The 26,136-nt window shown below is 51.5% G+C and carries 22 protein-coding genes; 7 read left to right on the forward strand and 15 right to left on the reverse strand.

All coding sequences use genetic code 11. The annotated features are described in order from the left end of the window. Positions 1-7 precede the first annotated feature (7 nt). The 7 genes from H924_RS09200 to H924_RS09230 form a co-directional block, all read right to left on the reverse strand. Positions 8-1,564, reverse strand: coding sequence for a UDP-N-acetylmuramoyl-L-alanyl-D-glutamate--2,6-diaminopimelate ligase (locus H924_RS09200; protein WP_015651690.1), 1,557 nt, complete (start codon positions 1,562-1,564; stop codon positions 8-10). A gap of 107 nt (positions 1,565-1,671) precedes the next feature. After that, positions 1,672-3,774, reverse strand: a complete 2,103-nt coding sequence (locus H924_RS09205) for a peptidoglycan D,D-transpeptidase FtsI family protein (protein ID WP_015651691.1) — start codon at positions 3,772-3,774, stop codon at positions 1,672-1,674. Continuing rightward, on the reverse strand, positions 3,771-4,607 hold the full coding sequence (locus tag H924_RS09210; RefSeq protein WP_015651692.1) for a hypothetical protein: 837 nt from the start codon (positions 4,605-4,607) through the stop codon (positions 3,771-3,773). Before H924_RS09210 ends, H924_RS09205 begins: the two co-directional genes overlap by 4 nt. Further along, positions 4,604-5,617: a 16S rRNA (cytosine(1402)-N(4))-methyltransferase RsmH gene (rsmH, locus tag H924_RS09215; RefSeq protein ID WP_015651693.1), complete on the reverse strand. Its 1,014-nt coding sequence runs from the start codon at positions 5,615-5,617 to the stop codon at positions 4,604-4,606. Before rsmH ends, H924_RS09210 begins: the two co-directional genes overlap by 4 nt. A 238-nt stretch (positions 5,618-5,855) precedes the next feature. Continuing rightward, positions 5,856-6,287: a division/cell wall cluster transcriptional repressor MraZ gene (gene mraZ, locus H924_RS09220; protein WP_015651694.1), complete on the reverse strand. Its 432-nt coding sequence runs from the start codon at positions 6,285-6,287 to the stop codon at positions 5,856-5,858. Between the two features lie 641 nt (positions 6,288-6,928). Then, positions 6,929-7,318, reverse strand: coding sequence for a DUF3040 domain-containing protein (locus H924_RS09225; protein WP_015651695.1), 390 nt, complete (start codon positions 7,316-7,318; stop codon positions 6,929-6,931). A gap of 130 nt (positions 7,319-7,448) precedes the next feature. Beyond that, positions 7,449-7,874: an SAV_6107 family HEPN domain-containing protein gene (locus H924_RS09230; RefSeq protein WP_015651696.1), complete on the reverse strand. Its 426-nt coding sequence runs from the start codon at positions 7,872-7,874 to the stop codon at positions 7,449-7,451. A 188-nt stretch (positions 7,875-8,062) separates the two neighbouring features. Between H924_RS09230 and H924_RS09235 the strand changes: the two genes are divergently transcribed. Next, positions 8,063-8,635, forward strand: coding sequence for a GNAT family N-acetyltransferase (locus H924_RS09235; protein ID WP_029703288.1), 573 nt, complete (start codon positions 8,063-8,065; stop codon positions 8,633-8,635). Here H924_RS09235 and metF read toward each other — a convergent pair whose 3' ends face one another. Continuing rightward, entirely contained in the window at positions 8,636-9,616 is a 981-nt protein-coding gene (gene metF, locus H924_RS09240) for a methylenetetrahydrofolate reductase [NAD(P)H] (protein ID WP_015651698.1), read from the reverse strand. A 112-nt stretch (positions 9,617-9,728) separates the two neighbouring features. Here metF and H924_RS09245 point away from each other — a divergent pair, with 112 nt between their 5' ends. After that, entirely contained in the window at positions 9,729-10,829 is a 1,101-nt protein-coding gene (locus H924_RS09245; RefSeq protein WP_015651699.1) for a polyprenyl synthetase family protein, read from the forward strand. 5 nt (positions 10,830-10,834) lie between these two features. Further along, positions 10,835-12,400 (forward strand): alpha-(1->6)-mannopyranosyltransferase A, encoded by a 1,566-nt coding sequence (locus H924_RS09250; RefSeq protein ID WP_015651700.1) that lies wholly within the window; start codon positions 10,835-10,837, stop codon positions 12,398-12,400. Between the two features lie 70 nt (positions 12,401-12,470). Here the strand turns inward: H924_RS09250 and H924_RS09255 are convergent, their stop codons facing one another. Continuing rightward, positions 12,471-12,842 (reverse strand): Rv2175c family DNA-binding protein, encoded by a 372-nt coding sequence (locus tag H924_RS09255; RefSeq protein WP_015651701.1) that lies wholly within the window; start codon positions 12,840-12,842, stop codon positions 12,471-12,473. Positions 12,843-13,040: 198 nt separating this feature from the next. Between H924_RS09255 and pknB the strand changes: the two genes are divergently transcribed. From pknB to H924_RS09270, 3 genes are all read left to right on the forward strand, one after another. Further along, positions 13,041-15,266, forward strand: a complete 2,226-nt coding sequence (gene pknB / locus H924_RS09260) for a Stk1 family PASTA domain-containing Ser/Thr kinase (RefSeq protein WP_015651702.1) — start codon at positions 13,041-13,043, stop codon at positions 15,264-15,266. Positions 15,267-15,272: 6 nt separating this feature from the next. Beyond that, a complete protein-coding gene (locus H924_RS09265; protein ID WP_015651703.1) occupies positions 15,273-16,496 on the forward strand; it encodes a glycosyltransferase 87 family protein in 1,224 nt (407 codons plus the stop codon). A gap of 138 nt (positions 16,497-16,634) precedes the next feature. Continuing rightward, positions 16,635-17,951, forward strand: a complete 1,317-nt coding sequence (locus tag H924_RS09270) for a glycosyltransferase family 87 protein (RefSeq protein WP_015651704.1) — start codon at positions 16,635-16,637, stop codon at positions 17,949-17,951. 68 nt (positions 17,952-18,019) lie between these two features. Here the strand turns inward: H924_RS09270 and H924_RS09275 are convergent, their stop codons facing one another. Together H924_RS09275 and H924_RS09280 are read right to left on the reverse strand one after the other, a co-directional pair. Further along, positions 18,020-19,408 (reverse strand): class II 3-deoxy-7-phosphoheptulonate synthase, encoded by a 1,389-nt coding sequence (locus tag H924_RS09275; RefSeq protein ID WP_015651705.1) that lies wholly within the window; start codon positions 19,406-19,408, stop codon positions 18,020-18,022. A gap of 84 nt (positions 19,409-19,492) precedes the next feature. Then, positions 19,493-19,996, reverse strand: a complete 504-nt coding sequence (locus H924_RS09280; RefSeq protein WP_015651706.1) for a polyadenylate-specific 3'-exoribonuclease AS — start codon at positions 19,994-19,996, stop codon at positions 19,493-19,495. A gap of 130 nt (positions 19,997-20,126) precedes the next feature. On the opposite strand from H924_RS09280, the gene H924_RS09285 reads away from it, so the two are divergent. Then, the gene (locus H924_RS09285) at positions 20,127-22,550 is read left to right on the forward strand and encodes a glycosyltransferase 87 family protein (protein WP_042392670.1); all 2,424 of its coding nucleotides are present in this window, start codon (positions 20,127-20,129) and stop codon (positions 22,548-22,550) included. Between the two features lie 29 nt (positions 22,551-22,579). On the opposite strand, the gene H924_RS14385 is transcribed toward H924_RS09285, so the two are convergent. The 4 genes from H924_RS14385 to H924_RS09300 form a co-directional block, all read right to left on the reverse strand. Further along, entirely contained in the window at positions 22,580-22,726 is a 147-nt protein-coding gene (locus H924_RS14385) for a hypothetical protein (protein ID WP_015651708.1), read from the reverse strand. 36 nt (positions 22,727-22,762) lie between these two features. After that, the gene (locus tag H924_RS09290; RefSeq protein ID WP_029703295.1) at positions 22,763-23,986 is read right to left on the reverse strand and encodes an acyltransferase family protein; all 1,224 of its coding nucleotides are present in this window, start codon (positions 23,984-23,986) and stop codon (positions 22,763-22,765) included. A 285-nt stretch (positions 23,987-24,271) separates the two neighbouring features. After that, positions 24,272-25,006, reverse strand: a complete 735-nt coding sequence (locus H924_RS09295; RefSeq protein WP_015651710.1) for a lysophospholipid acyltransferase family protein — start codon at positions 25,004-25,006, stop codon at positions 24,272-24,274. A gap of 139 nt (positions 25,007-25,145) precedes the next feature. After that, positions 25,146-26,108, reverse strand: a complete 963-nt coding sequence (locus tag H924_RS09300; RefSeq protein ID WP_015651711.1) for an ROK family glucokinase — start codon at positions 26,106-26,108, stop codon at positions 25,146-25,148. Between the last annotated feature and the right edge of the window lie 28 nt (positions 26,109-26,136).

The following is a 26,136-nucleotide window of genomic DNA, read 5'->3' on the forward strand; positions in this document are numbered from 1 at the left end:
GTGTGGCCTATTTTCCTTCCGTACTGCCCGGGAGCTGTTGCTCCGCCAAAGGGTTAAGTTTTGCTTGCAGTGCCTCACGCACTTGTTCGCGATCATCGAAGTGGTGACTTACGCCGGCTATCAACTGGCCGACCTCATGTCCTTTGCCAGCTACAACAATGCCATCTCCAGGCTGAGCCCACTCGATCAAAGCGCGAATTGCTGCGGCACGATCACCGATTTCACGAACTTCCACCTCATGGGTTGCTTGTGCAGCGCCTTCTTGGGCACCTGCCAGTACCGCAGCGCGGATAGTGGCAGGAACTTCAGAGCGTGGATTGTCATCGGTGACAATAACCAGGTTGGCCCTTTGTGCTGAGAGCAATCCCATCGGTCCACGCTTGGTGGCATCACGGTCACCACCTGCGCCAATGACGACGCCGAGGCGGCCTTCAATTTGGGTCTTGAGGGTATCAAGCACTGCAGCAACTGCACCTGGTTTGTGGGCATAATCTACGACTGCAAGGAAGTCCTGGCCTTCGTCAATTCTTTCCATACGTCCTGGTACAGCTACTTCAGAAAGGCCAGCCACAAAAGCATCAAGATCGATGTTTGCTTGGCTTGCAGCTGCGATAGCCAAGGTTGCATTGGCAACGTTAAACGCACCAGGTAGCGCTAATTGCACGTTGAGGTCTACTCCGGCAGGGGCCTGCACCTTAAATCTTTGAGCTCCGGTTTCACTTACTTCGATGTCATGTGCGCGGAAATCAGCAGGGTCGCCGTGCGTAGAAACGCTCTGTGCGTTACCTGCAACTCCGGCCATTCGCACACCCCATTCATCATCGATGCACACCACCTGCTTTGCTGCGGCCAGCGCAGATTCGGGGCGGAAGAACAGAGCCTTCGCCTCAAAATAGTCTTCCATGGTGGGGTGGAAATCAAGATGATCTTGGGAAAGGTTGGTAAAGGCAGAAACATCAAAGTGGGAACCTGCCACACGTCCGAGGGACAGTGCATGGCTAGAAACTTCCATGACCACGTGAGTTACCCCTTGCTCGTGCATGCGTGCAAAAAGTGCCTGCAAGGTGGGAGCTTCTGGAGTGGTGAGCTTGGTAGGCACAACCTCGCCGTTAATACGGGTACCGGTAGTACCTATCAAGCCAACCTTGTGTCCGGCCGCCATCAGCCCTTTTTCCAGCAAATAGCTGGTAGTGGTCTTGCCTGAAGTACCAGTAACACCGATGAGGACAAAGTCTGCGGAAGGATCGCCATAAATGCTTGACGACGCGACCCCCAACACCTCCCGCACGTTGTTAACTACGATTACGGGGCGCTGTTCCCCAGCTTCTTGCAGAAGCTGGCCACCTTCGGTGTCCGTCAGGATGGCAACAGCTGAGGCTGCTTGGTCTTGTTGTGCAAAAGTTGCCCCATGTACCCGAGTACCAGGAACTGCGGCGAAAATGGCACCGTCGGCGGGCAAGTTGGAGGAATCGAGACCAATTCCGGTGATCTCAAGGTCGGAGTTCGGGGAATTGTTGAGGTTGCCTGCGACAAGTTTGGCGAGGGCCTGCAATGAAGTAGCCATTGGTTTCTCCTCCACTTTTGGGGGCTTTAGGTTGGGCGATCAGTGGACCATTGGGGCATTTGATGGTGCTCGCAATGGTGAATCTTATTGAGCTTAATAGAGAGCAACTACTGCGCTTGCAGCACTATCGGTTCTGGAACTTCAGACAGCGGAATATTGTCACGGTTAAGCAACCATGTAGCGATGTCCTTGAACAAAGGCGCGGCGGTTTGGCCGCCTTCACCGTGTACACCACGCTCTGGTTCATCGAGCATGATGGCCACCACAAAACGTGGATCATCTGCCGGAGCAATGCCCGCAAAGGTAATCCAATACTCGGAGTTGGAATATGCTCCGGTGTTTTCATCAATCTTCTGCGCGGTACCAGTCTTGCCAGAGATTTGATAGCCGTCGATAGCAGCACCAGTGCCGGTACCCTGCTGCACCCCGGTGGGGTCTGATTGGGTAACCGCACGGAACATATCAACGGTCATCTTCGCAGCTTCAGGGCTGACAACTTGAACCTTGTCTGGTTCTGCCTGTTCAATAACAGCTCCATCTGCATCGGTTGCGCTCTTTATGATGCGCGGTTCAATGCGCTCGCCACCGTTGGCGAGGGTTTGATAAATTCCCGCCATTTGCAAGGTGGTAATTGACATGCCCTGCCCAATTGGCAGGTTTGCAAAAGTACCACCTGACCATTGTTCTGGAGCTGGCAATAGGCCCTCGGATTCACTGGGCAATTCAATGCCAGTGGATTGACCAAGGCCAAAAAGATCCAAATACTGTGCAAATTTATCTTCGCCGAGGCGCTCTGCCAGCATCAGGGTTCCCACGTTGGAGGACTTACCAAAAACACCTGCGGTGGTATAAGGAACAACTCCGTGCTCCCATGCGTCCTTCACTGTGACTCCAGCCATCTCGATGCTGCCTGGAACCTGCAGGACCTCCTCAGGGGTGGTGAGGCCTTCTTGAATCACGCCAGCAGCGGTGATGATTTTAGCTACCGAACCCGGTTCAAAAGGATGGGTAATCGAGGGGTTATCGAAACTCTTGCCCTCTTCGATCTGCTTGGCGGTATCTTCGTTGGGATTAATGGTGCCTGTATTGGCCATTGCCAAAACCTCTGCAGTTTTAGCATCAAGTACTACGGCAGAAGCATCATCTGCTCCGGAAGCTGCTTTGGCTTGTTCGAGGGCCTGCTGCACATAAGTCTGCAAATCTAAATCAAGGGTGAGCTCAACGCTGGCGCCATCCACTGCTGGAATTTGATCCCTGAGAGTGCCCGGGATAGCTTGGCCCAGAATCGACATATCCTGAGTTGAGCGACCATTGTTTCCAGCAAGTAAAGAGTCATTTGAGGCTTCAAAACCAAATTGGCCGTTACCGTCCATGCTGATACGTCCGACGATATTTTCGCCAATGGCTCCGTTGGGATATTCGCGGATATCTTGATGGTCTGCTGCCACGCTGGGCAACTCATCGGTGATCTCAGTAGCGATGTCTGGATCTACGTTGCGAACCAAAACCTCGTATTGGCTTTCCGCATTGAGCTTTTCCAGGATTTCCGAGGAACGGATATCGCTGACATCCTTGCCATGGGATTTGATGATCTCAGGAATACGGGTGGCAATATTTTCCATCCGCTCCTTGACCTTCTCATTGAGGATGGTCTCTTTTTCCTCGCCGGAAGCGCGGTCATATGCCACACCTTCTTCAATGGTGACATAGCTGGCCACATTCGCTGGATCAGTTTCCTCGGCTGCCAGGCGTAGTGCCAGATCTGTGCCGGTGCGCAGCTCTGCGCGCATCACATTAGGTGACACTGTGAGGGAACGTGCCTGCATGGTGTATGCCAGTTGGTTACCTTCACGGTCGGTGATGGTGCCACGACGCGCCGGATCAACATAAACCCTCGTGCGCTGTTCAGAGGCATTGAGGGAAAGTTCTGGACCCCAAATTATTTGGACCCAACCCAGGCGGAAAATGAGCACGCCAGCTACCACTAGCGCGATGAGCGTAACGGCATTGACGCGACGCTTCTGGGCGCCAGTTTGGCTTGGTGATGTAGGTCTAAAAGTGGTTCCTTGGGACTCGGGAATTCCTTTGCGCCTTTTAAGTTCACGCTCCCGCGCAGCCCGACGACTCTCATCCTGATATGCCGAACGGCGGGACGTGTCCTCACGTCCCGCTCGTTGGTTTCGACTTCGTCCATCGCTGGGGAAAGTCACTGCCCTGCGCCACCTGCTTGGTTAGTTGTAGCAGCGTATGGAAGTGCGCCGCTCTGATAAGGAGGGGTAGCTGCAGTCTGTGGAACAGTTGCTGCTGGGGGAATTGCCTGCAGATTATTGGTCACTGCGTTGGTTTCATTGGGATTGCTAGAGGCCTGGTTAGGGGAAACCTGACCATTGATGTCAATTATAGGGCGAGTTTCCGCATCTGCTGGGCGCTTTTCAATGACCTCGCCATTGCCCTGAACTTCCAGGACACCTGGTTCAACTGGGGAGACCATGCCCATGTCAGCGGCATTGGCAGCCAGCGTCGAAGCAGAGCGAGCCTCTTCTACGTCGCGGGTCAGGGATTCAATGCGGTTGCTGAGGTCAGTTTCAGTGGACTGCAGCTCCTGCAATTGGAAAGTCTGCTGGGTTGAAGTACCGGAAAGTGCCATCGTTGCGAAAACACCACCGCACAGCAAAATCACGATCATGATTGCGGTCTTAATAACCTTAGGATCCGCGCGTTTAGCAACAACGCGGCGTCCGCGTACTGAAATTACCTGCTGCGACCCAGTTTTGTGCTGGAAACGGCGTTTGTGGGTCGGTTGCGCGCCCGGGTTTACCAGGGCCCGCGTGGTGTGACGACGCTGGTCTAGTGCGCGTCCGGTTTCAATGCTTGTCGACGCGCCCCTGCCCGCGGTAGAGAAGTCGCGACTGACTGACGCGCCGCGGGGGTTGCGGGGTTCCAAACGAGTGGCTTCAGGCCGGCGTGCTGTACGAACAGTGCGCGCGGTGCGTCGCTCACGGCGCACATCCGATTCAGTGCGGGAGCCGTTGGTCATTGTCATGATCGATCTCCTGGCTGGTTGGTGATTCTCTCGATGGCCCTCACCTTGACTGGTGCGGCGCGGGGGTTTTCTTCAATTTCTGCCTCTGATGCAGTTTCTGCACCGCGCGTAACCTGCTTAAAAAGCGGAGCGGTGCCCGGCAAATCCACTGGCAAACCTCGCGGGGTTTTGGAAGTGGTCAAATCGGTAAAGAACTTCTTCACCAACTTGTCCTCATGAGATTGATAACTCATAAACACTGCACGACCACCAACGTTGAGCGCATCAGTAATCTGTGGCAGCACATTCTTGAGGGAATCAAGCTCGTTGTTAACTTCCACGCGCAGTGCCTGGAAGGTGCGCTTGGCAGGGTGACCGCCGGTGCGTCGAGTAGCTGCAGGGATCGCGTCATAGAGCAACTCCACCAGGCGAGCGGAGGTGCTAAAAGGTTCTTTTTCGCGTTCTTTCAACACTGCAGAGGCGATCTTGCCGGCGAAGCGTTCATCACCATAGGTCTTTAGAATGCGAGCGATATCACCATGGGAATAGGTGTTGAGGATATCTGCTGCAGTGATGCCCTGGGAAGGATCCATACGCATATCAAGTGGTGCGTCGGTGCGATAAGCAAAGCCTCGCTCCACTTGATCTAGCTGCATAGAAGAAACACCGAGATCAAAAAGCGCTCCGGAAATGCCATGTTCGCGGGCGATATCAAAGATTTCGCCTTCCTCGTTTTCAAGGACTTCAGCGAGTCCATCAAAGCGAGTTTGAACGCCAACAAAGCGTTCGCCAAAGGGAGCTAGACGCGCGCGTGCATCACGCAGCGCATTTTCATCTCGGTCCAGGCCAATCAGGCGTGCCTGGGGGAAAGTATTCAAAAAGAATTCTGAGTGTCCACCCGCACCTAAAGTGGCGTCGACAATAACAGCGTTCTCCCCCATTGCTTCAACCTGCTTAGCAATAAGCGCTGCCATGCGGTCACGCATTACGGGAACGTGACCGTGGTTCCCATCAATTGAGAAATCTTCCATGAACGCCTTCCCCCCTTTTTCTCTCAACAATTAACAACAATCTGTACCCATGTTTTTGAACAAAAAAACCGCGTGACAATGTCAAAGCCACTAGTCACGCAGTCCTTTTTTCAATATTCATGGAGTGCGTACAGGGCCCCACCCGAGAAGTTCCGATCTGATGTTGGGGAAGTACACCAGAGCTCATCCTCCTCGAGCGGAGTCCATACACGCGCTCCCTGCCTAAAAGAATTACTCACTAGAGCAACCCTCCCAGGACATCATCTTCAGCTGCAGAGAATGCAGCCTCCGTCTCTTCCTGATACGTAGCCCAGGCCTGAGCGTCCCAAATTTCTAGAAAGTCCACTGAACCGATGACGACACATTCTTTCGTCAGCCCCGCATAAGTGCGATGTGCCGCCGAGAGCGTAATGCGCCCTTGGCCATCTGGTCTTTGTTCATCCGCGCTTGCTGCAAGGTTTCGAATAAACGCACGTGCCTCTGGATTTGTCCGGGATACCGCTGCCGCCTTGCGAGCCCTGGCAGCGAACTCCTCTTTTGGATAAACCGCGAGGCTGTGATCTTGACCTTTAGTGACCATCAGCCCTCCTGCTAGTTCCTCTCGAAACTTCGCAGGAAGAGTCAACCTGCCCTTGTCATCAAGTTTTGGGGTGTAGGTACCAAGGAACATCCTTGAGGTCCCCTTTCCCAGCAACTCTCCGGCATCGGCAGATCAGATTCATTTCTGACGGTGCGTAGTGATCTCTCATGCAAGACCACTATGCACCGCTGACGCCCACATTACCCCACTTTCCCCCACTTGAATCAAGTACTAACACCATTTTCCCCCAAAACACATCAATAACACCAGGTCAAAGCATCTAAATGAAAGTGGGGCACTTTATGTGTCGCCCCCATTTTCAATATCACATGACACACTTCGCTCCCCTCCTTTAACTTTGACCACTTAGGTTTAAAGTTCTTTCTTCCATCTCAAAAACCACCTTCTTACTGGGAAAAGTCGGGGAAGTCCCAGCTTAATCTCAGGAAAAAGGTTGTTTTTTAGATATTCTTTAATATCTAGTTATTTATTTCTTTTTGGGGAGTATGAAAGTGGGGGAAAATGGGGCAAAAGCTGGTTTCTTAGCCCTAAAGCACAAATGACACCCATCACACAAACAATTTCAACTACTCCTAGAATTCAAGGGCCGAGCGGGAAAACAAAAACACCTTGCCCTAATCCCAACTACTGCGGGATTAAAAACAAGGTGTTGATTATTAAAGCGCTAAAGCGTGATGCACCGCCCCGCCTTAGCGCTTATGGATGTGAAATTATTTTCCTTCAAAACGGCGACGGAAGTTCTCTTCCATTTTATCACCAATGGAAGATCCCCCATGGCCACGTGATGGCGTTGGAGAAGACATTGAAGAAAAGGAAATCTTTCCAGAGCCATTCCCACGCAACATCCACACACCCGAACCAAACATGACAAGAAATCCGATAATTCCAAGTGCAACAAACCACAAAGTCTGCTGACTTAGCGCAACTCCAGCGACCAGGAGAACAAGCCCCAGAACAAACAGTGCGATTCCCCTCAGGGTTAATCCACCGCCGCCCAGACCACTGTCACTTGTGACCACTTTTCCGAATTTCGGATCATCAGCCATAAGCGCCTGCTCAATTTCGCGCAGCGCCCGTTGCTCCTGCTCTGAAAGCGACATGATGTCCTCCCGGTACCTTTTGTAGAGACGTTTTACTTCTATGCCTTATTAACGCTCAGAATATCCGGAATGTTCCCCGCAATGTTAATAGTTTCCAAAAAGGGTTAATCGGTCCCTTTAGGTATGGAATTTAAGCAGCCTCCGTAGACCATCCCAATCCTTGTTCGACCTCGTCATGGAAATTACGAACCTTGCCCAGGAACTCATCCAAGCCTTCAGTACTGAGATCAATCTCTAGCCCACTGGCAGCCCGGGAGCGGATTTGAGAGTATTTCGAAAGCTCTTCTGCCCACATTGCCGATTGAGCATTTACCAAGCGCAACTGCTGCCAAGCACCACGTGGCTTACGCTTACGCTTGGACACAGGACTGCCAGCAATCACGGCACCTGCAGTACGTAGGGCCGATTGGTAGCCAATTTCAAGCGCGAGGGTGAGCTCCCCATCATTGCGATGCTTATGCGCCTGGCGAAGCAGGATGGCAGATTTGGCAAGAAACTCTGCCTCTTTGCCATTAGCCTGCATAAAACGCGTAGTTGCTGAAATGATCTCACCCATCACGCTCACGCCCTTCGTTTTCCAGTTCCTCGTCTTTTTCTTAACTTGGAACCAATGCTAAACGGTGAGGTGGACATCACTTTTAATTATTCGAACAATTGTTTTAAAAAATGCATTTTGGATGCACCCTTAAGACTTTTCAGCACAAGTGCCCGACCAATGGTGCAAGATCTGGTTTGATAGTGAAGGTGTCCCTTTTGATTCGCAGACTAAGCATTCCTGAATTCACCACCAATGCCCCAGTTCTTGTTGATGTTTACATCACGGCAATGGGTTATAGCCCCACCATTAGGGACACGCGGATCGCAGTTTGGCGTCGAAATTCCCAAAACCCTGGATTCACCTCAGTGTGCGCATTGCTTGATGACCAAGTCGTTGGTGTGGCCTATGGCTTTTATGGCAGTCCCGATCACTGGTGGCAACACCAATTGCGCCGCGGTTTACGCCATAAAGGCGGACCGACTACGGCGGAATTAGAAATTGTGCAAAATTACTTCGAGGTCGCTGAAGTACACGTTATGCCAGGATTTCAAGGGCATGGCATCGGTAGGAAAATGATGTTTGAGCTGTTGAGAGAGCAACAAAGAGCCCATGCGATCTTATCCACGCCTGAGGTGGATCAAGAGTCTAACAATGCTTTTGGGCTCTATCGCTCGCTGGGCTTTTATGATCTGTTGCGATCTTTCCGATTTGATGGAGACCTCAGAGATTTTGCCGTGCTAACAGTCGAGTTACCTCTTAAAGAGACAAAAACTCACTAATTAGCGCACGGCATCTTGGCCGTGTTCCGCACCCCATGCTGGAGCCATTCCTAGGTTGTGCAGCACTTCCTGGGTAGCTCTAGTGAAATTGAGGGTCATAAAGTGAAGGTCAACGGCACCTTCAGCAATAAGTCGCTCAGCCATTTGAGTGGTGTATTCAATACCCACCTTACGGATTTCATCTTTATTGGCTTCTTCATCACCATTGGCTGCCGCCAATAACCTTTCCTCAAGTTCCCGGGGCAGCTGCGCTCCAGAAAGCTCAACCTGGCGACGAACTGATCGCAAACTCGTGATCGGCATTAATCCAGGGATAATTGGCTTTGCACCATGGACAGGATCAGCCGCAACCAAACGATCGCGCAAGCGCAGATAATCTTCAACATCAAAAAACATCTGAGTAATCGAGTATTCAGCACCGGCACGCAGTTTAGCCAAGGTAAATTCGGTGTCTTCTTCTAAAGTACGGGCGCGGAAATGCCCCTCTGGGAAAGAAGCAATTCCTACGTCGAAGTGCTGAAACTCCGGAGATTGCTTAATCAACTCAATTAGTTCATTGGCATAATTAAGTCCGCCTGGAGTGCTCTGCCACTCCCCCAAAGGGTCTCCAGGTGGGTCACCACGCAAGGCCAATAGATTTGTGAGGCCAAGCTCGGAATACTCCTGCAGGATTTGTTCCATCTCTGCTCTGGTGTGGTTGACCAAAGTCAGATGCACCAATGTCGTCAAAGGCTGTCGAGATAACCGGCGTGCAATACGAGAGGTACGTTCGCGCGTTGATCCACCTGCTCCATAAGTAACAGAAACAAATGAAGCGCCGAGATCATGGAAAACTTCTGCCGCTCGGTAGAGTCGCCCTTCGGCTGCGTCATCGCGAGGTGGCATGAACTCCACGGAGAAGGGCACTCGACCTGGCGATGGGCGCTTTAATACATCACTAATAGCCCACTGAGACGAGGCTGGGATGTTAGATGACTGCATGCCTGAGTATCTTAGTGGGAGGAAGTCGTTTTTTTAGGACTATGCACCAGCATAAATTCAGGCCACTAAAACGCTCACAACTCGCACCACTATCTTGACGAAGGACGACCACTTGAGCACCCTTGATGCCCACGACCTTGACCTCAACCGCATTCCTACGGTTGTGCATGATCGTCTCAGCAAATTCCTCGATTCCAAAGAGGGTGATATCGCAGCAATTGGCACTCCGGTGTCAGAAGCAGTGGCCTATTTGCGTGCTTTTGTTCTTAATGGTGGAAAGCGCATCCGCCCGCTTTATACCTGGGCTGGATTTGTGGCTGCAGGAGGCCTGGAAAATAACACTGAAAAATTGGAAGCTGTTCTGGATGCTGCTGCCAGCCTAGAGTTCATCCAAGCTTGCGCACTTATTCATGATGACATTATTGATTCTTCCGATACTCGCCGTGGCGCCCCTACCGTGCACCGTGCTGTGGAGAGCTACCACCGAGAAAATAACCTCGAAGGAAATTCTGCTCACTTTGGCGAATCTGTATCCATTCTGGCTGGTGATATGGCTTTGGTCTGGGCTGAGGATATGTTGCAGGATTCTGGGCTTTCCACTGAAGCTCTCGCGCGTTCTCGCGCAGCCTGGCGCGGTATGCGCACCGAGGTTATCGGTGGCCAACTCCTCGATATTTATTTGGAAGCCCAGGCCAATGAATCAGTGGAATTAGCAAACTCGGTCAACCGTTTTAAGACGGCTGCTTACACCATCGAAAGGCCGCTTCATTTAGGTGCCTCAATTGCTGGTGCTAGCCCAGAGCTCATTAGTGCCTTGCGAAACTACGGTCATGACATCGGCATTGCTTTCCAACTCCGCGATGATTTGCTCGGAGTTTTTGGCGATCCTGCAATCACGGGAAAGCCTGCGGGTGATGACATTCGAGAAGGCAAGCGCACCGTTTTGCTTGCCAAAGCTTTAGAAAAAGCAGATAAAGAATCCCCGGTGGCAGCTGCAGAAATTCGCGCCGGTATTGGCCAGGTATCTGAACCTGCAGATATCGCGCAGCTTGCGCAGCTTATTCGAGATACTGGAGCTGAAGCTGAGGTAGAAAACCTCATCACGGATCTTACGACCTCCGGGCTGGCTCATCTAGAAGCTGTGTCCATGCCAGCTGAAGTCAAAGAGCTTCTGCGAAGTCTTGCCATCCGCTCTACTGAACGCCGGATGTAGCACAAATGAATAATTCTTTTCTAAAAACACTGCGCCACTCCAAGCTTTTTGAAACCTTCACCAATCCAGTTGTCCTTGCCATTTGTGCAGGAATCATGCTCTTTTTGGGATCTTTTGGCGGTGGCGCCATCCGCTATCGAGGCGGAATACTCGATGCTTTGGGTCTTAATTTCTTAGCTTTTGGCCACGGTCAGGGAATTTCCAATACGGTCCTGTGGATTGGTCAGATCCTTTTAATTGGTTCCTGGGTCCATTTGGGACATCGCCTTTTTAAGGCTGGTTTTGACGTCGAAAAGCGCCTTAACCTAGTTAAGCGCACCCTCGTTGCCTTGCTGGTACCCCTGTTTTTTGCAGCGCCTATGATGTCGCGCGATGTGTATTCCTACCTTATGCAGGGCGCTATGCTGCGCGATGGATTTGATCCTTATACCGAGGGCGCTGCGGTAAACCCTGGTCCGATGTTGTTGGAAGTCTCCCACGACTGGCGCAACACTACGACTCCTTATGGTCCACTGCATCTGTGGATTGGTGACATGATCACCACTCTGGTGGGAGATAATGTCACCCTCGGTGTACTTGCTTATAAGGTGCTCTCCATTGCTGGTTTTATTGCCATCGCTTATGGCGTTTCTGGAATTGCCAAGCATTTTGGGGCTGATCAGGCAGTTGCGCTGTGGATCGGTGTAGCTAACCCGGTAATGATCATTCACATGATCGGTGGCATGCACAATGAATCGCTTATGGTCGGGCTGGTCAGCTGTGGCCTCTTGCTGGTGTTGCGCAAGAAATTTGGGCTGGGTGTGGCACTAATTGCGGTTGCGGTTTCTCTTAAAGCTACCGCTGCAATTGCACTGCCTTTTGTAGTGTGGATCGGCATGTTTTTCCTGGCAGAGCACCTGGCCGAGAAAAAGGGAAACTCCACCCCTACCCTGGCGCAGAAATTTATCTCATTTGTGGCAGCCGGTGCAGCCGGTGTTGTCATCACTGGCGTAGTGGTCAGCGCAATTACCTGGATGTCCGGTGCGTCATGGGGTTGGATTAGCGAAATCAGTGGAAATAGCAAGGTTATTAACCCTCTGGCATTCCCGTCTTTGGTGGCAAGCCTCATTGGCATTCCGGCCAGTGTTTTTGTGAACGACTACGATTTTAATGGCGTTGTGGGGGTTCTTCGGAAGATTTCCATGGTGTTTATGCTGGTCGGCCTAATTGTGTGTTGGTGGCTTTTCCGTCGCACGCCCCGGCGCGCCATCGCAGGTACTGCAGCAGCCTATGCCGTTGCGTTTATTTTTAACTCTGTCACTTTGCCGTGGTACTACGCCAGCCTGTTTTCTTTGGTGGGCACCTTCAGTCCGCCATCATGGTTGCTGCGATTTTTTTCGGCTCTATCGGTTTTTATTGCGTTGATGTTTACCGGCAGTGGAAATCACCAGCTTTATAACATAGCGATGGTGATCATTTCAGGCCTTTTCGCGTGGATTGCCACTGTGGTCATTTTTGATGATGCCGAAGGTAATACCGTGAAATCAGCCAAGCCAGAACCGAGCCTTGACGGTCCCATGCTAAAGCCATAAAACGCTAACCAAAACAGCAGGGGCGAACTAGAAAACCTAGTTCGCCCCTGCTGTTTTTAAAGGATTTGGTCTAGAATGCCATCGCCTGTGCGCGGCGCATAACCTCACGAGCGAGATGGCCATGCAAAGCGTCAATAGGACGGCCTGGCAGGGTGTCATCCTCGGTGAAGAGGAACTTGAGGATTTCTTCGTCGGTGAAGCCGCCGTCGGAAAGCAAAGCGATAACGCCGGGGATAAAGCGGTTGGTATTTTCCTTCTTGGTGCTCAAGAAGGCTTCTGGGATATAACGGATACCATCGCGCTGGACGGTGATCAGCTTGTGTTCGCTGACCATATCCATCACCTTGGTCACCACAACGTTTAGACGCTCGGCGATTTCCGGAATGCTGAGCAAAGGCTCATCTGCGGGCAGGACTTCATGGGATGCGTAGTTGGAACTCACAGCACTAATTTAGCCTTAGATAGCCCATTCGGTGAATTAGCCCAGCTCGGAACTCTGCCAAAACTATATTTTCGCACTTTTGCGCTCCCCTAAACCAAACGATAAACCGCCACAAAAATCACCTCAAAATCACCGGAAAATCAGTCAAAGCGGGACCTCACTACCACTTTTAAGGCAGCTTCCGACATACTGGAACTCATGGCAAACTTGAAGGTCGGTGACGTTCTAGAGGACAGGTATCGGATTGACGCCCCCATCGCGCGGGGTGGCATGTCCACTGTTTATCGCTGTGTAGACCTCCGCTTGGGCCGGTCGGTGGCGTTAAAGGTGATGGATCGGGAATATGTTAATGATCCAATCTTCCGACAGCGTTTCCGGCGTGAAGCGCGCTCCATGGCGCAGCTTAATCACCCAAATCTTGTAAATGTTTATGATTTTTCTGCCTCCGGCGGCCATGTTTATTTGGTGATGGAGCTTATTACCGGCGGTACTTTGCGTGAGCTTTTAGCAGAGCGTGGACCTATGCCCCCTCATGCTGCGATCGCGGTGATGCGCGGGGTCCTTACTGGTCTTTCCGCAGCCCACAGTGCAGGCATGGTGCACCGCGATATTAAGCCTGACAATGTACTGATCAACAGTGATCACCGCGTAAAACTTTCTGATTTTGGTTTGGTGCGCGCAGCTTATGCTGGGCAATCCCAGGACAATCAGATTGTGGGAACTGTGGGTTACCTCTCCCCCGAGCAGGTGGAGGGTGAGGAAATCGGTCCGGCCAGCGATGTTTATTCCGCTGGCATTGTGCTCTTCGAGCTGCTCAGCGGCCAAACTCCATTTAGCGGCAAGGACGATATTTCCCATGCCTATGCGCGCCTTTCAGAGGTAGTGCCAGCACCGAGTTCGCTTATCGACGGCGTACCGTCCCTGGTGGACGAGCTGGTTGCCACGGCTACAGCGCGCGAGCCGGAAGATCGTTTTTCCGATGCTGCAGAGTTTCTTAATGCTTTGGAAGACGTAGCCGATGAGCTTCATCTGCCCCGTTTCAGAGTGCCGGTACCGGTTAATTCCGCAGCGCACCGCGCTAATGCCCAAGCGCCGGCTGCCCCGCCGACGGATATGTTCACTACCCAGATACCAAAGGTAGAAGCAGAAGACCACACGGCGGTCATCCCAGTGGCACCGACCCCAGGTCCAGAGACCTCTATTCTGCCTGAGTACAACCCGCCAGCAGCACCGGACTACGCCGATGTAGATTTTGCACCTGCTGCTGGCGCTGCCGCTTTCCCCGAAACCAATCTGCATGTGGAGGAACAATCGCTGGTTCCACAGGAGGAACCAGATATTCCGGCGGTAAGTAATCGTTCACGGTTAAAGGTCACGTTGTGGTCTATTTTTGTGGTGATCATCATTGCCGCGGTGGCTGTTGGTGGCTGGTGGTTTGGTTCGGGGCGCTATGGCGAAATCCCGCAGGTTTTGGGGATGGATGAGGTCCAAGCGGTTGCCATGGTTGAGGAAGCCGGCTTTAGTGCTCAAACGCAGCCGCAGTATGACAATGAGGTGCCAGCCGGTTCCATCATTGGTACTGAACCGTCTTTTGGTGAGCGCCTTCCTCGCGGTGAGGATGTAAATATCCTCGTCTCTCAGGGGCGTCCCGAAGTACCGGATCTCGGCGAGGACCGATCCGTGTCTGCCATTCGTACAGCTTTGGAAGATCGCACCCTTGTGTGGGTGGATGGTCCAGGAGAATATTCTGATGCTATTCCAGAAGGCCAGGTTTCATCCACTACCCCCAGTGCTGGAACTGACTTAGATGTCGGTTCCCCGGTGCAGGTTCATTTAAGCCGAGGTCCAGCACCAGTTGCTATTCCAAATGTGTCTGGAATGAAAATTGATAAGGCAATAAAGGTCTTGGAAGGTGCGGGCTTAGTAGTTGGCACCACCTCGGAAGAATTTGATGCTGCTACCCCAGCTGGAGAAGTTTTTGGCACCGAACCAGCCGCTGCCGCAGAGGTCAAACGTGGCAGCAGCGTGGTGATCAAGGTTTCTAATGCCATTGAAGTGCCAGATGTGCTGGGAATGAATGAGCAAGAGGCAACGGAAGCTTTGGCTGAAGCTGGCTTGGTTGTTGCGTCGACAAGCGTTATTCCCGGTGAGGCGGCAAGCTCGGCGGACACCGTCGTTACTGTCCGGCCTGAGTCTGGTGCATTGGTAGATCCGGCAAACCCGCAGGTTACCTTGGGGCTGGCAGGCGAGGTTGAGGTTCCGAGTGTGGTCGGCAGGAAAGTCAGCGATGCCCGCAAAATTCTGGAAGAGGCCGGATTAGTGCTGGTTGGCGAGGCCGATGATAAGGATCGCGTCTTTTCTCAGACTCCGCGTGCTCGCAGTGAGCTTTCGGTTGGTGGCGAAGTAACAATTAAGGCATTTTAGAAAATAATGTTCGGATTAAATAAGCAGGTGCTGGGCACGCTCGGCGCAATTTTAGTGTTCCTAGGAGTTTTGGCCACTCTCCTGTTCAGCTGGCCTTTAGGCTGGCGTACCCCCATTGACCTTGAGGTTTATTGGCAGGGTGCACGCCAATTTTGGACTGCCACCAACCTTTATGAGCTGCGCTATCCCACACGCACCGGCACCTTACCTTTTACCTACCCTCCTTTCGCAGCCATCATTTTCACTCCAGCGTGGTGGTTGGTAGATATCTTTGGCATTCTCTTCACCAGCCATATCTTCACTCTCGCCTCGCTGCTGATGCTTTTTGCCATCTCCAAACTGCTCCTCAGCATCGCCGGCATTCACGACCGTCGCTGGACCTTTATCGGCGGGGTGGCCATGTGCCTGAGCATGTCGGTTCATTCCACTCTCAGCATTGGCCAAATTAATATCGCGTTGCTTACTTTGACGCTTTTCGACGTCACCCGCTCGCATCACGTCGACAAGCTAAACGGGTGGGCACAGTGGGTGCCCCTCGGCGTTCTTAGCGGCGTAGCCGCCGCCATTAAGCTCACTCCCCTGGTCTTTGGGCTGTATTTCCTGATCTTATGGATGATCACAAAATCCCCGCGCGGATTAATTGGCATGCTGGGTGGCTTTTTCGGTGCGACTGGAATCGCCTTTATTTTGCAGCCTGCCACCAGTTTGAACTATTTCACCCAGGTACTCTTCGCCACGGACCGCATTGGTGATCAAAGCATTGCCAAAAATGTTTCACTGCGCGGTGTTGTAGAGCGTTTCCCAGAGCTTGGCGCTGCCGCGACTTGGGTTTGGTTAGTTGCAGTGTTGGTTGTATTGGCCCTAATTGCCCTAGCAACTTACCGCATCTTGGCCCAAGGCCAATCGCTAAAACATATTCTCCTCGCGGTTAGCGTAGTGTCTCTGGCTGCGCTCCTGTGCTCGCCGGTGAGCTGGTATCACCACTGGGTGTGGTTGGTACCGCTGGTGGTGGCGCTCTGGCTAAATGGTTTCCACAAGCTTGCACTCTGGGGAGTTTTTACCCAATCGCTGGGGTCTTTCCACATGTACCTGCCCACCGGAAATGGCGCTGAACTTCAGTGGAATCTGCTGATGCATCTACTTGCTACTCATTATTTGTGGTATTCCTTGGCGGTAATTGTGGTGCTTATTGTTAAGAAAATTCCGGTATCTCAGGCTGTAGCTCCTTAGCTCATGTACTTTAACCCCGGTGGGATGGTCTATAATGGCAGTTTTGGCACTTAATAACCGCATCATTCTCGCGACTTCCTAAGGGGTCACAAGGCTTGAATAATCTGCCAGATAATTATCAGGAAAGGACCTCTTATCTTGCCGTCTTCCAATTCCTCCTTAAGCAAGGAAGCACAGGATGCAGCACCAAGTCAGCTTTCCCCTTTTAACCTCACTTCGCGGGATTTACTGAGCTTTATTTCTTTGCTCGGAGTTGCTGCTGGACTCATTGCCAATAAATACCTGGTGGATAAACTGGATTGGCGTATTGATACTGCGGTATACCGCAAAGGCGCATTAGCGCTGGTAAACAACCAATCTCTTTATGAACATCCCTTTGACATGGGTGATATTGATCTTCCCTTTATCTACCCGCCAATTGGCGCTGCCATCTTTTATCCATTTGGCTACTTTAAGTTTTTTAATGATGAGCTCGCCAGCAATTTAATGGTGGTCATTTCTTCTTTACTTATGCTGCTCTGCCTCTATTTGGTGGCAAATGCAGTGCTCAAGGATCAAGACCGACAGCTGTCCTTTGCCATTGCAGCTATTGCCTGGCCCATTGTGCTGCTGATGGAACCAGTTATTCTCAATGCTGATCTGGGCCAAATTAACGTCATCATCATGGCCTTGGTGGTTTATGATCTTTTGCCCATCAAACGCCGAATTCCGCGGGGTGTCCTCATTGGACTCGCTGCAGCCATCAAGCTCACTCCTTTGGCTATGTTGCTGTACTTCCTAGTGAAGAAGGATTTCCGGGGAATTTTTAACGCGGTAATCTCCATGCTTGTTTTCACCGCCTTAGGCGCACTGATTACTTGGCAAAACACCAAAGAATTCTTCCTCACCACCTTGTTTAACCTCAATGCCGATGGTGAATCAGGTGTGAGTACTGTTTACCAATCCAATAGCTCTTTGCAAGCGATGATCTATCGCTGGTGGCCTTCCCAAGACGCTGCTACTGCTAGCTCACTACCAATGTTGCTGTGGATTGTACTTTCCCTCATTGCAATTGTGGCAGTAGGCCTGCTCATGCATCAGCTTTTTGCGCGTGGTTTGCAGGTGGAGGCAGTCATGGCCAATGCCATGCTCATGCTGCTTATCTCTCCTATTTCCTGGTCTCACCACTGGGTCTGGTTGCCATTGTGGGCGTTAGTCTTTTTCCTTCGTTATTTCCAGCATGCACAGCGTCCCCGTGCACTACTTATCAGCGGCATTATTCTGAGCGTCATTCAGCTGATCTTGCCACCCAAGTGGTGGTTTGGTCGCGATGGCGTCAATGTCTTCGATCTTCCACTGTTGGAGAAATTTATGATCTCTGACTGGACGTGGCTATCCATTGGGCTCCTTATTGCTTTGGCCGTCAGCCTGAAAGCCTTCCCGCGGTTGACTAATTCCGCAGCGACTCAAGCCTAAAATTAGCTACACGTTTAAAGCCCCGCCGATCTTTTTTCAAGATCAGCGGGGCTTTAGTGCGCTAACTACTAGTTACGTAGCATTTCTGCCACGAGGAAGGCTAGCTCTAGAGACTGCTGAGTATTCAGGCGAGGATCGCAAGCGGATTCATAGCGTCCTGGCAAATCAACATCGGTGATATCTTCTGCGCCACCGAGGCACTCAGTAACATCTTCACCGGTGAACTCAATGTGGATGCCACCTGGGTGGGTACCAAGGGCACGGTGAACCTCGAAGAAACCCTGAACCTCGTCGATGACCTTGTCAAAGTGACGAGTCTTATATCCATTGGAAGCAGTGAAAGTATTGCCGTGCATAGGATCAGACTGCCAAATGACCTTGTGTCCGGAAGCCTCGACGGCCTGGATAACACCCGGCAGGACGGAACGAACCTTATCGTGGCCCATGCGAGCAACGATGGTCAAACGGCCTGGCTCGAAGTTAGGGTCAAGTTTATCTGCATAAGCGATTGCTTCTTCAGGGGTGATGCCAGGACCAATCTTGATTCCAATTGGGTTAGCAATCATGGATGCAAAGTTCACATGGAAATCATCCATGCCACGGGTGCGCTCGCCGATCCACAGCTGGTGTGCGGAGAGATCATAAAGCTCCTCGTTGCCTTCTTCATCGGTAGCCAGACGCAGCATAGAACGCTCATAGTCCACCAGCAATGCCTCGTGGGAGCAGTAAATGCTGGCAGCACGCAGAGACTCATCAGAGACGCCACAAGCCTCCATGAAACGCAGGCCAGCGTCAATTTCACGAGCCAGTGCTTCATAACGAGCGCCGGCTGGAGAATTTGCTACAAACTCGCGGTTCCATTCGCTCAGGCGGTAAAGATCAGCAGTGCCGGAACTGGTAAGCGCACGAACCAAGTTCATCGCTGCGGATGCATTTGCATAAGCGCGAATCATGCGGGCTGGATCGTGACGGCGAGCCTCAGGGGTGGCTTCAACACCGTTGACGATATCGCCACGGTAGTTAGGCAAGCCATTGCCATCTAGATCAGAGGAACGTGGCTTGGCATACTGGCCAGCAATACGTGCCATCTTGATAACTGGAGTGGATGCGCCGTAGGTAAGCACTACTGCCATCTGCAGCAAGGTCTTGATATTAGCCCGGATATGAGGCTCGGTGTTGGACTCGAAAGTCTCAGCGCAGTCACCACCCTGTAATAGGAAAGCCTTGCCGTTAGCTACGTCTGCCAGCTTTTGCTTAAGTTCAATAACTTCTGGTGCCACCACAATTGGAGGCACAGACTCTAGAATCTTGCGTACGTTTTCAGCTTGGCTGCGGTCCCAGGTCGGCTGTTGTTTGGCGTCACGGGAAATGGTGTCCTCAAACTGCTGCTGCATGCCTTCTGGCAATGGTGGCAAATCAGGGAGAACTTCTTTAGGGATGTCTACTGTCCAACTCACACCCCTATTCATAGCACGATTGAGATGTTTTATGGAATGGAACTTTCAGCCATTTCTCTCCCGAAGTGTGAAACAGGCTGCTGGCTACACCCGGTTTCGGGCACCTAAAGGTAATGCCTGCATACATACTCGGAATTTTGCCAAGTTATGGCGGGCATCAACCAGAGCATCATGATTGCCCTGTGGCAGCGCTGGCAAGGTGGGATATCCGGCCATTTCCCAAAATTGCTTAAGTTCGCGGGTATAGCGCGGAATTTCACGAGGTAAACCAGCCATATCACCCCACAGTTGAGCTAATAAGACATGGTCATAAGCGCCCACCCAGGCCCAAAGTTCAATTGGCCCTTTACCAGCGGTGAGAAACTCAAAAACTTCCCGTCGAATAGTGTCATTGGACTTCCACACCGGGGAGGAAGGATTAGGCAGCTTATCCAATACATTAACCCGCACCCAGCTATTTGCCTTAGCCGGATCAAAGCTCGTGGAGACTGCATAATATTCGCGGCCATCTTCCGCGACAATGCCAATGGAAACTAATTCAATTGTGCGTCCATCTTCAATGAACTCGGTGTCATAAAAATAACGCACGGAATCAAAGGTCCTTTACAGCCGGAAATAAGTTAACTGTGTTTTATCCTAGCCGGTAATCCCTGCAGGGCTAGACAAAAGTCCACCTCTGAATCCTGAAGTTTGTCTGCCAACAGCTAGACTGCTTCTTATGTCCGGAGATCAGGCCCCAGCTGGAATAGCGGGAATAAACAGCACGTTTTCACAGGGTAATTATTTTACCCATCCCACTATCCGCAAGGTGCTTTTCATCTTGGCAGCAATTGCCACCACTCTTACCTTGTGGCCGTCTATTTTTAATGTGCGAGCTATTGAGCAATTCACCTTCTTTTATCACATCGATAGTGATGTTTATAGAGCAGGCGCCATGGCCTTTTTACATGGAGAAAACCTCTACACCCAGGATTATCAAGTAGGTGGCATTCAGCTTCCCTTCACCTATCCCCCAATTGCTGCTGCAGTTTTTGTACCGCTGGGAATAATCCCGGGAAATATCGCGGGAATCTTGCTCACATTGTTATCTGCTGTTGCATTGTGGTGGTGCATTGCCATTGTTTTGCGACGTACCCTTAGCAACTTTAAGGATGCAGATTCTCGCCTATTGAGCTTTATCATTTTGCCGCTCGCGCTTTCGACCGAACCGGTGTTTCAGACGATTCAATTTGGCCAGGTCAATATTTTCCTCATGACCTTGGTACTAATGGATACCTTCACCAAAAAGCCTTGGCTGCCCCGAGGTTTTTGGATTGGTTTGGCAGCATCCATCAAACTCACCCCGGCAGTTTTTGGTCTCTACTTCCTCATTAAGAAGGATTGGAAGGGCGCTGGCGTTTCTATCGCCTCCGGCGTTGGTTTTTCTGCCCTGGCATTCTTGCTGGCACCGGCGAGCTCCAAGATTTATTGGACTGAAACTCTTAGTGATCCCACCCGCATCGGCAACCTTTCCTATATCACCAACCAATCGGTTCGCGGTGCCTTGAGCCGATTGATGCATGAGAATCAGGGTCTCGTCGAAAAGCTCTGGTATGTGGCCGTGGTTGCCTGCCTGGTAGGTATTGCGGTGGCAATGTGGCGCGCAGTGCGCGCGGGCAACACCCATGGTGCGCTTTTGCTGAACTCACTGATCGCGTTGCTGTGTTCCCCGGTTTCCTGGTCACATCACTGGGTGTGGCTGATTCCTTTAACGCTGGCGTTGGCTGCAAGTGCGTGGAACCAGCGACATAGCGCTCCGGCAACAGCCGCAGCAGCCGCAGTACTTTCTACCTTGACCGCCGTGCCGATGTTTATTCCGACATTTTGGAATATGCCTTACGATCCTTCTGCAGCTCCATCCTGGCCACTGCTTTTGCAGCCCTCCGGGAACTCTTATGTGATGGTGGCATTAATTATTACAATTTGCGCCATTGTAAATCCAGGGATTTTTGGCAATTCCACCCCGGCCAACAATCCGGCTAACAATCCAGCCAAAAATCCGGCTGACAAAAAGGACTCTCCGATTTTGGAAGTCGCCTTGGGTCTGCTGGCTATATTCCTCGGTGCGAATATTTGGTTTAAGGGTAATGAGTTTAATGAGACCCTTGTTCAATATCCGCTTCAAACCCTAGATGGTCGTGGTCTCACTCAATTTGGCGATGTGCTGGTCACACCGCTTTATCACGTAGCCCCAGGGATGACGCTTGCGGTAGTTGCGGTGCTCAATCTGATTGCTTTACTGGGCATCCTCTGGCTGCTGGTGCAGCGTTTTGCTCCAGCACAGCGCCGTACGCTGATGCTTTTGGGTGCCTTGGTTTTTGCGCTGATTTCCTTCCCAGTCCAGGATGCGCTGCAATTTGGCTCTTTAACCTTGGTGTCACTGGCCTTAATCTGCATCGATATGTTCGGGCCGAAATCGCTTGGCCGCCATGGCCTATTCATTGGCATCGCTGCCGGAATTAGCGGTTGGCCAATTTTGATTGTGCTTGGCTTGCTCATTCTGCGTCGCTTCGAGGTAGCCATTGGGTCTTCCGTGACTGCCGTCGCGCTGTGGACGTTTGGCGCGTTTATCAACCCTAAAGAATTGAGTCGCGCACTCATCGAGCAATGGTTTAGCGGGCGTGATGGGCGCGATAATATCTCCATCTTTGCCTTTTTGGCGCGCTGGGTGTCAGACTCCCCCGCCATGATGATCTCCTGGTTCATAATCGGTTTGGCAATTGGCTGCTGGGCGATTTACCGTAGCTTTAACCGTGGCGATCTTGCCCTTGCCAGTGCACTGAGCATTGCTTTACCCGTTTTGGCGCTGCCCACCGTTGAATTACACCATTGGGTGCTGCTGATACCTTTGCTCGCAGTATTGCTACAAGGTGGTCGCTTGACCCAGTTCTATTTGCTGCTTTTTGTTTATGCCTTCTCTTGGACACCGCAGCACCTGTCCTATGGCAGCGTGTTTCCGCTTAATGATCCAGCCCCCACCAGCTACGTCGCCCACTTTGGCTGGTATCTCCTAGTTGAGCCACTGGCGCTGGCACCAGCCGCCATTGTGCTTGCACTCTTCATCAACACTGCATTGCCCTTAAAACACCAAAAAGGCGCCTAAAAGCGCTTTTCGACGAAAAGATGATGGTGTTATTTCTTCTTTCTTTGAGGGAAAAATAACACCGCAGCAATTGCAATAACCACCAATGGTGCAATTATCTCCCGTGCCCAATCTAAGGCTGCAACCAGGATATATACGAGGATTAGTAGAGAAACTGCAAGCAATTTAAAACGCATTGTCACATCCTTTTGGCTAATTTGGTTTTCTTGATCTTAGGCCTGGGATCGGGAATGTGAACGCACCAGGCGCTTGTTAGAGATCTCTAGCTTCTTTTGTTTTAGATCTACTGGAGCAGGCAAACGTGGTGGAACAACAGTCCATCCCAATACTGGAACTCTGGAAATCAAGTGCACCATATATGCACCGAGCATTGCACACATAAACGCGATAACCATCCAGGTACTAGTCCACTGCCACATACTTGGAGAAGTGTTATCAATATGCATAAAGTTCCAGCGCAGCCCATAACCAAAGAAGATGGTCAGACCCAAGGCGTGTCCAATGTAAATAGGCAAAGTGTGGCGGCCGAGAAACTTTAGCAAGGTAGCAACCGGAGGGATTTTGCCCAGCCATACACACAACACAATTCCAGCTGGCAGAGCCAACAGTCGGAGCAACAGTGCGGAAACATGGTCTAGATCCATGGGGGTTAATTGTCCGCCCAACGCAGTGGCAAAGCCATTCTTTGCATGAATTAGGGACCGCAAGATCACGCCATATGATTCCCGGTCACGTATGGAATCAGAAAAAACTTCCACTGCGAGACTTGCCACATAAAGCATAAAGGCGATAACAATGGTGGTGGGATTAGTTGCTGCCTTGGCAAAATTATTAATTAGAGGCCGGAAATAAGCGCCAATAAAAAATGCCGGCATAAAGATAATGGTCTTGCGCACCAGTTCATATTCACTAAAAGCTGGCATAAAAAGCCATGGCACAAACATCAACGCCACAATTGCCCAGCCAGGGAATTTACGAGTAGCCCAGAGTGCGATATTAAAAATCATCAGGAAGAAAAGGAACCAATACATATTCGCAGCCGTAACCATCACTGCGAGATACCGGTTGCTTTCTGGCAAAGGAACTCCAGCTACAACAAAGGCTTCCAGGTTGTAGGAGTAAAGATTGATGGGAGCCCAAAAGAGATAGGGCACCAAATAAAACCAGATTCGGCCTCGGAAAAGCTGGCCAAAGGATTGGTTAAGAACCTTTACTGAGAAAAATCCGCTGACCAAAAAGAACAGCGGCATGCGCAAGGGGTCGAGGAGCAGATTCAGGTGCGCTAAGAAGGTGTTATTGGCTTCTGGCACAGCCATGGTGACATGGAGCAGCACCACGCCAAGGATTGATAATCCTTTTGCGATGTCTGGCCAGTCCATCCTTTGTTTTGGGGCAGTGTCCTTAAGCGGTACTAGCCCCAAATCTCCAGTGTTCACGTTAACGCGAGCTCCTAGCATTCGGCAGCGAACTCAAAAAGCTCTGTTGAAAGCCTTTTTAAGGCACTCGCGCAACCAAATATCGAATCTTTAAGCAGACTTGAAACTGCCAGAAAATCATTGAAATTTCAGTAAATTCAGTGACTTTCCGAAGTCTTAACTTATTGTTCTCCTAGGATACCTGCCATTTAACAAAAAATAAAAAGCTAATAGGGCTTCTGAGTGTCATCTCACGCTCTTGCAAGAACCGCATGAGGCCACACTCACCCCTCCCCCGCTCTGCTTTTATGCAGGTTCAGTACCTGGTGGGAAGCCTTCGCCAGCGGCCAAAGACTTCTTCACATCAGCTGCATAGGCATCCACATATGGCTGGCCGGTGAGATCAGCCAAAATAAACATCACGTGATCAGTAAGCCGTCGCGCTGCTTCATAGCTGCCCAGTTCCAGCCCTTGTTCTGCAACAAAAGCGCGCGGATCGATGGGTGTTCCCACCTTCACCTTCACTTTGGCAGGGCGCGGAATAGTGGTGCCAATTGGGTTAGCATCGCGGCTGCCGATCATGGCGATGGGAATGATTTCCTCGCCGGTTTCCATAGCCACATAAGCCATGCCAGTTTTACCCTTGTAAATTCGGCCATCAGGTGAGCGAGAGCCCTCTGGATAAATTCCAAAGAGGTCTCCCCTACTCAATACCTTTTTGGCGGTATTCATGAGGGAATCCATGGCATTGTCGGCGGTGCGATCTAGCGGTTCCTGGCCAACTGCCGTGAAAAACCACTTTTGAAAACGGCCCTTGAGGCCAGTTCCAGTGAAGTACTCGGCCTTCGCTGGGAAGGTAATCTGCCGTGGGCACAACAAAGGGAAATAGAAGGAATCCATCACTGCCTGGTGGTTGGAGGCCAAAATGGCGGCACCTTCACTAGGGATGTTTTCTCCGCCTTCAATTTCTGGCCGATTATAAACACGCAAGAATGGGCCAACCAGGACGTATTTGAATACCCGGTACCAATTGTTGTTCATGGTTTCAAGGATCCCTTTCTCCGCATAAATTAGCCAGAGGTTGTACCTCCGGAGTTTCCTTTACAAGACTACTTCACCCTGCCAATAATTTGCCTTAACTTCCACGATTGCATGGCAGGGTGCGTCGAAAAGCACTCTTTTAAAGCGCTTTGCGCGCCAGGTCTGAAACGCCGATCATGCCGGCATCCGCGCCGAGCTGTGCAGTGCCCACGCGCGCCACGGGGCGGTAGCCTGCACCGACGATGCGGGTGGAAAAATGCTCCACCGCAGCTGGTAGATACAGGTCAGCGTCCTGCGAGACTCCGCCACCAATAACAATCAAACCAGGATCAAGCACATCAGCCACAATGGACAACGCCTCACCAAGCCAGGTGGTGAAATCAGCCATGACTGCCAAAGCCAAGGAATCACCCTCACGAGCAGCCTGCGCAATGGTCTTACCACTCACATCGGTTGCTGCTAAGCCATCAAGATGTTTGAGCAGCTCGCTGTCAGCAAAAATAGGCTGCGCAGCCAACTCGCGTGCAGTTTCAACCAGGGCTGTACCCGAACAATAACGCTCTAAGCAGCCACGTTTACCGCAAGGGCAGGGCCGACCATTAGGAACTACCCGCAGGTGCCCAAATTCAGGAGCCGTGCCATAAGCGCCGCGATAAATCTTGCCATCGGCAATCAGCGCAGCACCCACGCCAGTGCCGAGGGCTAACAGCACCCAATTGTCCTCGCCCTGCGCGCTACCAAATTGATATTCGCCCCAGGCTGCAGAGTTTGCGTCATGTTCAAGCCGAACTGGCAGCTGCAGCAAATCCTCCAGACGCGAGCGCACTGGCTCATCACGCCACGGCAAATGCGGAGCAAAGCGCACACGCTCACAATCAGGATCAAGAAAACCTGCGACGGCTAGGCCGACCGCATCAATGGGAAATTCCGCCTGCAGCTGTGCAGTTAGGCTGGCTATTCCCTGCTCGATGGCGTGGGTAGTGTGTGGTGAAGGTGCTGACAGGCTCTTAACAATTCGCCCGGTTTCGTCGATAACTCCCGCACGCATATTGGTCCCGCCAATGTCGAAGCCCACCGCATAGCTGGTCGGATTCAGTGGCATTTACTTGCGCCTCGCGTTCTTGACAAAG

Source organism: Corynebacterium callunae DSM 20147 (genome assembly GCF_000344785.1).
Taxonomy (GTDB): Bacteria; Actinomycetota; Actinomycetes; order Mycobacteriales; family Mycobacteriaceae; genus Corynebacterium; species Corynebacterium callunae.

Bases quoted from the DNA above. Each gene is read 5' to 3' on its own strand.
- H924_RS09285 (WP_042392670.1), top strand. From the start codon at position 20,127: ATGTCCGGAGATCAGGCCCCAGCTGGAATAGCGGGAATAAACAGCACG.
- metF (WP_015651698.1), bottom strand. From the start codon at position 9,616: ATGCAGTCATCTAACATCCCAGCCTCGTCTCAGTGGGCTATTAGTGAT.
- mraZ (WP_015651694.1), bottom strand. From the start codon at position 6,287: ATGTTCCTTGGTACCTACACCCCAAAACTTGATGACAAGGGCAGGTTG.
- H924_RS09225 (WP_015651695.1), bottom strand. From the start codon at position 7,318: ATGTCGCTTTCAGAGCAGGAGCAACGGGCGCTGCGCGAAATTGAGCAG.
- H924_RS09265 (WP_015651703.1), top strand. From the start codon at position 15,273: ATGTTCGGATTAAATAAGCAGGTGCTGGGCACGCTCGGCGCAATTTTA.
- H924_RS14385 (WP_015651708.1), bottom strand. From the start codon at position 22,726: ATGCGTTTTAAATTGCTTGCAGTTTCTCTACTAATCCTCGTATATATC.
- H924_RS09210 (WP_015651692.1), bottom strand. From the start codon at position 4,607: ATGACAATGACCAACGGCTCCCGCACTGAATCGGATGTGCGCCGTGAG.
- H924_RS09295 (WP_015651710.1), bottom strand. From the start codon at position 25,006: ATGAACAACAATTGGTACCGGGTATTCAAATACGTCCTGGTTGGCCCA.
- H924_RS09300 (WP_015651711.1), bottom strand. From the start codon at position 26,108: ATGCCACTGAATCCGACCAGCTATGCGGTGGGCTTCGACATTGGCGGG.
- H924_RS09250 (WP_015651700.1), top strand. From the start codon at position 10,835: ATGAATAATTCTTTTCTAAAAACACTGCGCCACTCCAAGCTTTTTGAA.
- rsmH (WP_015651693.1), bottom strand. From the start codon at position 5,617: ATGGAAGATTTCTCAATTGATGGGAACCACGGTCACGTTCCCGTAATG.
- H924_RS09230 (WP_015651696.1), bottom strand. From the start codon at position 7,874: ATGGGTGAGATCATTTCAGCAACTACGCGTTTTATGCAGGCTAATGGC.
- pknB (WP_015651702.1), top strand. From the start codon at position 13,041: ATGGCAAACTTGAAGGTCGGTGACGTTCTAGAGGACAGGTATCGGATT.
- H924_RS09200 (WP_015651690.1), bottom strand. From the start codon at position 1,564: ATGGCTACTTCATTGCAGGCCCTCGCCAAACTTGTCGCAGGCAACCTC.